Origin of the sequence: Sulfitobacter sp. (assembly GCF_036960155.1) — a bacterium.
GTDB lineage: Bacteria > Pseudomonadota > Alphaproteobacteria > Rhodobacterales > Rhodobacteraceae > Sulfitobacter.
The window spans coordinates 26145-32348 of the sequence record NZ_JBALWB010000024.1 but is presented as its reverse complement, the minus strand read 5'-3'; the positions used below and the strand labels follow the sequence as shown (position 1 = coordinate 32348).

Annotated in this window: 5 protein-coding genes; 3 read left to right on the top strand and 2 right to left on the bottom strand. The window is 47.7% G+C overall.

Annotated elements, in window-relative coordinates:
- Positions 1–188: 188 nt before the first annotated feature.
- The gene (locus tag V7775_RS24025) at positions 189–956 is read right to left on the bottom strand and encodes a hypothetical protein (protein WP_335754470.1); all 768 of its coding nucleotides are present in this window, start codon (positions 954–956) and stop codon (positions 189–191) included.
- A 590-nt stretch (positions 957–1546) separates the two neighbouring features.
- Between V7775_RS24025 and V7775_RS24020 the strand changes: the two genes are divergently transcribed.
- Together V7775_RS24020 and V7775_RS24015 are read left to right on the top strand one after the other, a co-directional pair.
- Positions 1547–2068 (top strand): hypothetical protein, encoded by a 522-nt coding sequence (locus V7775_RS24020; protein WP_335754469.1) that lies wholly within the window; start codon positions 1547–1549, stop codon positions 2066–2068.
- Between the two features lie 778 nt (positions 2069–2846).
- The gene (locus tag V7775_RS24015) at positions 2847–3062 is read left to right on the top strand and encodes a hypothetical protein (RefSeq protein WP_335754468.1); all 216 of its coding nucleotides are present in this window, start codon (positions 2847–2849) and stop codon (positions 3060–3062) included.
- Here V7775_RS24015 and V7775_RS24010 read toward each other — a convergent pair.
- The gene (locus V7775_RS24010) at positions 3059–3784 is read right to left on the bottom strand and encodes a hypothetical protein (protein WP_335754467.1); all 726 of its coding nucleotides are present in this window, start codon (positions 3782–3784) and stop codon (positions 3059–3061) included. The genes V7775_RS24015 and V7775_RS24010 overlap by 4 nt on opposite strands.
- A 323-nt stretch (positions 3785–4107) precedes the next feature.
- On the opposite strand from V7775_RS24010, the gene V7775_RS24005 reads away from it, so the two are divergent.
- The gene (locus V7775_RS24005; protein ID WP_335754466.1) at positions 4108–5907 is read left to right on the top strand and encodes a hypothetical protein; all 1800 of its coding nucleotides are present in this window, start codon (positions 4108–4110) and stop codon (positions 5905–5907) included.
- Positions 5908–6204: the final 297 nt, after the last annotated feature.

Genomic DNA, 6204 nt, shown 5'->3' with positions numbered 1-6204 from the left:
ATGTCCGCTGTCCGCCCGTTGTGTCGAACGGACATGTCTGCTTAGGGCTGGGAGCTGCCGTTAGACGCCATGTGCATTAATGGCAGCTATGCGCAGAAAGTGTACTTTGCAAAGTCACGCGAACTGCTCAAACCGGACCTTCGCCACCCAATCAACATGCCGCAGATCAGTGTTTGTTCACCCCACGATTAGGGAGTATCCGTTTCGTTTTCTCCGTTGGCTTCGAGAAGATCAAAATCGATTTCATGCTTGAACTTCAAGACGTTCGCGGCCATCGATATGATGGCAACAAAAATAAGACCGATACACAGAAGATAGACCGCCCAGCCAGCAATAGATCCTGAAAGACCGGTGTGAGCGATATATAAGATGCATATGATTGCGAAAATCCATCCCGCCAACATTACGAACACGAGAGACCCTATGAGAAGTTTGTTGTAAATGTTCCCCAAAGTTGAGATTCTGAACCCCGGCAAACGACTATTTACCGGTGCCACCTGAGCGTACTTTAAAAAGAGCCAAGTCGGAACTTTAGCCGCTGCGAATAAATCGGGGTCCAAATCACCTTTTGCAAGCACCACCTGAGCAAAAGCGGAGATTACGGAGCTATGCATTTGGATGGAAAGAAATGCATACGTTATCATCAAAACGCTAAAGGCCGCTGTTATAAGACTTAATTCCAGAAAAGCAGGGACCCCACCAATTGATGTACCCGTACCGGGGATCTTAATATCGTTTCCGCTCCACGCAACGAACGCCATAAAGAGTGCAACGGCCAACGAACGAACCATCTTATCTTGTTGGCCCTCAAAATACTTTCTCTGCTCGACAAGCCCGTTCAGGACATCCTCGTTCTGGTCGCTTAGGCCAAGCCGCTTCTGCCGCCGAAGCTCTTCCATGGTGAACATGCTAGCACGTACAGAAAGGTTCATTTTGAGTGTGTAGCGTTCGGTCATTTGCTCGCTTCCAACTTTAGGTGGAAGGATACATTAGTACTAGACAGACGCAACCGAAAGCGCTGGGAGTTGCCGTTAGACGCCATTTGCATCAGCGGCAGCTATGCGCAGAAAGTGTACTTTGCAAAGTCGGACTAACGGCCCAAAACTACCGTTCGCGTTGGCCTCGCACGCTGCAGCGCAGCTTCCCCGAAGCAGACATTGATACGTTGCTGCAGCATTATTGAGGTAGTAAGGTCTCCTAAGCGGGACAAAGTGCCCTTTCGCTGTGGTTGCACCAACGGCTGCTATGGGCGAGGACTGAAGCGGTGGTGTTTCTCGGTGACAGAAACCCTATACTAGAACTTCAAGCAGTTAATTGAAGATGTGACAAAAGGAGTGCTTCTGCGACGGATGCCGCCGACCTAGTTTGAGGTCGGTCAAATGCCAAGAAGTGTCAATCTAGCAGAACATTCAGATAAGATGCATGGGCAGCTTAACAGCCCATCGTGGCACAGCGTCTTCATCGGTGGCCACAAAATACATGACACGCGACTTATCGCTGGTATATAGGATTAGAGACGAAGTATTTTACGGGGCTAGACGTGCATATGAACGGAGACTTCCAAAGCATCCTTCAGCTTGCGGTGGCAATGAACATGGGTTTCTCGGCTGTACTCTTCTATTTTGGTGATCCTTTTGTGGAGCTTCGCCAGCGTGCCGCGGTTATGCGTTCTATTTGGGATAGTATTAAGGAGAATAGCCCTGAGTGTTCCGTTGCGACGGAAATCTTGAATGCCAATTGGAGTTTAAACACGGCAGAGGGCCTTTTGAAAAATGCGGTCTTGCCAAAATGGGTTTTTATCGCCTTGGCGACTTCGGCCTTAGTCTTTTCGGGGATTTCGTTTTATCTATTAATCGACTTCACGATTCTTGCAAATGAAGCCATAGTAAAGCCGACTTTTCTGTTAAACTATCCAAGGCTGACAATTCTAATACTTTTTACACCAATTATATTGTCTTTATTAATTCCCGTTATGGTAACAATTTTTAAGCGAAAGAAAATCTCTTTAGCATTGGAGAGCGCTAGTAATCAACTTTCTAAGTATAAAATTTCGATTGTTGAGAAGTAGCTAACTTGTCTTGCTTGCCTTCGCGGTATGGTTGTGATTTTTGGGTGCGAACGCGTTAGGGACGGGGTATTTAAATGATTGAAGTACGACACGCTGGTTACGAACACGTAGCGCTTCCTGGGCTTAGTTTAGAATGGGAGGACTTTATTGACCACCAGCATCCTGGGATCGCGCCGAATATCTCTAACTACGTTCTTCTGATTCAGTCGTGGCATCAGATAGCTGAAAATCGCCTTCAGGTGATAGAGGCAGTTCAGAATGCTGAGTGGGAAGTTCAAAAAATATACAATCAGGGCCCTCGTGATTTCATGGTGAAATTTCAAAACGGAATAAGGCTCTGTTTCACGTACTCAGTTCGAGGGCTTCGTTTGAAGTTTTTGAGGGGCGATGAAATCAGTTATACTAACACCTCATACGAATTGTATAATCCTGAATAGCTCACCGCACCCGCCTCTCCCTTGCCGCCCCGAACTGGACAAGCCTCAAAACGGTTGTTGCTGCCCCAAGATGTCCAAGTCCCAAATTATTGCAAGATCTTGTGTGACAATCCCTTGGCGAAACTCGTTTTGATTTTGTCACGGTTATTGCAACTGTCCCACCACAACAGACATTCATGTGCCTTGCAGTATCCGTCAATTTGGGCTCTTTGCCGACTTTCGCCGCGATTGCACATCGAAAAAGCTGGGTCGCAGCCCTGAGCGTCCGCTTTTTTCAGATTGCCCAGTTTAGTTTGCGGGCGCAGCGAAGGTACGCAATCCGCCAAAGGTTTCGTTTGGCCATGTCCGCTTTGGGCTGGGAGCTGCCGTTAGACGTCATTTGCGTCAATGGCAGCTTTGCGCAGAAAGTGTACTTTGCAAAGTTACACGAACGGCCCAAAGCCATCGTTGACCACAACCGCTTGATGCTGCGCCCGCAGCCCGCATTGGGGACATTCATGCAGGACGCAGCATTTCAGTCGCCCCTAAACGGATATTGCTTTTTCCTTCAGCGTTAGGAGTTCGATTCGGGTTTTGCCCTCGCTTGACGCAGGGCACGCTGATTTTGAACCCACGGCAGCGCTCGGTCTCGATTTAATTCAACCCAATCACCCAATTTCTCGATTTCATCAATCGCTGCGAATAAAGACACGCGGTCGATTTTCATCGTTATGCCATGGACATTCCAGAATACTAAGTCTTCCCCGTCCATGGCTTCGATTTCCTCGGTTCGGCCGAAAATTGGTCTCGGGTGCTGCTGTATAGTCTTGGCATCAATCTTAACTCGAAACCCGGTGATGTCGTTTCCGTGTTGACCTTGATTTCGAGCAAGCACTACCTGCTCTAAGATATCAAAATCGACACCACTCTCTTCCCAATCTGTATTGAGTATTTCACCCAACGCGACCTTAAAGGCACCGACATATCCCTTTTTTAAGGCCATTTTTTCCGTCTCTCCAAACTCGAAACGAAACTCCAATTTCTTGATCGAGTTAAGGTAAAGCTTCAACGCATCACTAAGAAGCGACACGCAGGAGATTCCAATGAGATCGATTGACGTGTTAGCGTCTTCCCATTCAATTTGAAAAGGGGGTTCTCCATCCTCGCTATAAGGCGGATTGTCAAAAGGTGCCTCTCCGCCCTCGATCTGCCGTGTTATGTTTAAGAAAGTCGATGTGCTACAATCGTAGTGATTTCGGATGAAATCTAAGCGTTGTTTTAAGAACCAGCGTATGTCCATCGTGTCAGTATTCCTTACAGGCAATTCTCTATCTTCCAAGCGTTACTAACTTCACTGAAGCTGCTAACAAAATCACATTCATAGTGAAGTCCGGCCCAGAGCCGTCGTTCGTCGTCACCATCGATCCCTACGGAGCGGCCCGTCAGACCAGACATTCGCTGTAACTTGATAATCAAGGGATTGTTGAATTCACATTTCGCAAACAAGGCGTACATTAGTTGCGACTGCGCCAACGTGCAATTGGCTACAATTCAACTATGCGCATGGGTTGAGTAGTTAATATTCGCCACGTAGATTGTTCGAGAAACTGCTAACTGACCACCATGAAGATTGAAAATGAGATGAGCAATAACGAAAATGCTTTTAGAAGGGCGCAGCGACTTGCCAGAGATGCAAAGCGGACGGCAAGTGGATTTATAAAAGAACATAAAGTGGGAGAGACTATCTCTGAATACGGCCAAAAGGCGCATCAAGGTTTTTCGCAAAAGTATCAGGAGTTAGACTTAGATCGCGCCGTCCAGCCCGTGTTGAAGGCCGCGACTAAAACTCAGGAATTTATTACTGAAGCTGCGGCAACAGTGGATGGTAAACTTGATCTCAGTGAAAAAGTTAAAGGCGCTAATAAAGCTTTGGATCAAGGTTTCATTGAACCCGCCAAAGGCTATCTGAATGATACAGAGGTTTCGTCTACTGTTCAGCAGTTCGGGCGATCCTCCATTGACCTGTATGGGTTCGCCCGTGAGGCGATCAAACCCTATTTTCCACCTGAAAATGGGCGAGAGCTCTTGGAAAACACCCATCGAGAGCTTACGGCCATAACAGCAAGCGTATTGCAGGTAACCCATAGCCAGGCGGGGGACTGGCAAGCCAAAGTTGGGCGGACCGTATCCGCAAAATTTGCAGCAGCTGCAGGCACGTTCTCTCTATTTGGACTGGTCAGCACTTTTGGCACCGCGGGCACCGGTGCTGCTATTGCAGGCTTATCTGGGGCGGCTGCCAATAGTGCAACTCTTGCGGCTATTGGAGGCGTTGTCGGTGGAGGTATGGCGGCTGGGGCGATGGTTTTGTCCGGTTTTGGTTTGTTGTTGGGTGTAGGCGCGTACAAGCTGTTATCCTCGACTGCGCGTGAGTATGAGAACCTACATGATGTCGATAGGCGCATTGTGGATACGGCAAGTCTTTTAGCCGCTGCAATAAAAGAGAAATTGGCGAAGAAAGACGTTGTGCTCACTGCAGATGAAGCCAGCCAATTTCTACAAACGCTGCAGCCATTTCAGCGTTTTTTGGAAGACAATCAAGATGATGTTTGTTCTAGGTTGGATGTGAGAAATGCCATCTCATATCGCCATCATGCTATCACCGATTTCAAACTTGTTGCGATTAGAGATTTCAAAAAATTTACACAAAGACAGTCAACATTGAGCGCTGAGCGAATTATCGGGGGTGTTTTTTACGGATTGCTATCGCATACCGCGTTGGATGGTACGCCGGAACAAGTCCTGGTTCTTGAAGCATTACGGCGTTCTGATGGCGACTTGGCGAACGCCTCTGAGGCTGAACTCTCAGAGTATCTTCATGCATTTAGTCCGCAGCAAATGCAGGGTGTTGCGAATAACGTCAAAGGAATTTATCACGAGCTTCAATTCGTTGAAAAATACAATGAAGACAACCATGACACCTATGCCGTTTTGCATGAGGCAACGAACCACCAAGGTTCAGATGTCATGATCAAATCCAAAGAAACCGATGAAGTTTTGGAGGAATATCAGCTGAAGGCTACGGATAGTGTCAGTTACGTCAGAGCGCATCAGTCTCGTTATGAAAACATCGATGTCCTAGCAACGTCTGAAGTTGCCGAGCGTATGGAAGGGGTCGAAACAAGTTACTTTTCAAATGCAGAAATGACTCTGAAAGTTGATGGAACTTTTGAAGACCTTGCTAACAATACCATAAGTGATCGTGTTATCGATTCCGCTGAAATTTCTGGGCTGGCGACCGCTGGGCTTGAGGCCATCAATATCTTGACCGGAAAATCGAACATGGCTGACAGTGGAAAAAGGGTTGCATTAACAGCGGTTAGTGCTTCGGCCGCAACGGGAATTACCGCATTTCTGTTCGGTTAAGGGATGCGTTCGGTTGACGCCCAACCTTTTCGAAGAAGAAAAAGGGAATGCCCACTTGAATGTCTGCTGTCAGGAGGCGTTCAGATGATCTTCGCACTTGCAGCGAATGTCGGTTCTCCGCCAGAAGTGTCGTTCGGCCATGTCTGCTTTGGGCTGGGAGCGGTCATTGCTCCTCACTCGTCTACTTGCAACTTTACCCCGTACAGCCGACATTCAGGCATACGACAAAAAGGAGGAGTATCGGTGATACGTTTGATAGCTGTCATCGATGTGGTGCCTCAGAGATTACCCGTTGGT

Coding starts and splice junctions, on each gene's coding strand:
- V7775_RS24025 (WP_335754470.1), bottom strand. CDS start 956: ATGACCGAACGCTACACACTCAAAATGAACCTTTCTGTACGTGCTAGC.
- V7775_RS24020 (WP_335754469.1), top strand. CDS start 1,547: ATGAACGGAGACTTCCAAAGCATCCTTCAGCTTGCGGTGGCAATGAAC.
- V7775_RS24015 (WP_335754468.1), top strand. CDS start 2,847: ATGTCCGCTTTGGGCTGGGAGCTGCCGTTAGACGTCATTTGCGTCAAT.
- V7775_RS24010 (WP_335754467.1), bottom strand. CDS start 3,784: ATGGACATACGCTGGTTCTTAAAACAACGCTTAGATTTCATCCGAAAT.
- V7775_RS24005 (WP_335754466.1), top strand. CDS start 4,108: ATGAAGATTGAAAATGAGATGAGCAATAACGAAAATGCTTTTAGAAGG.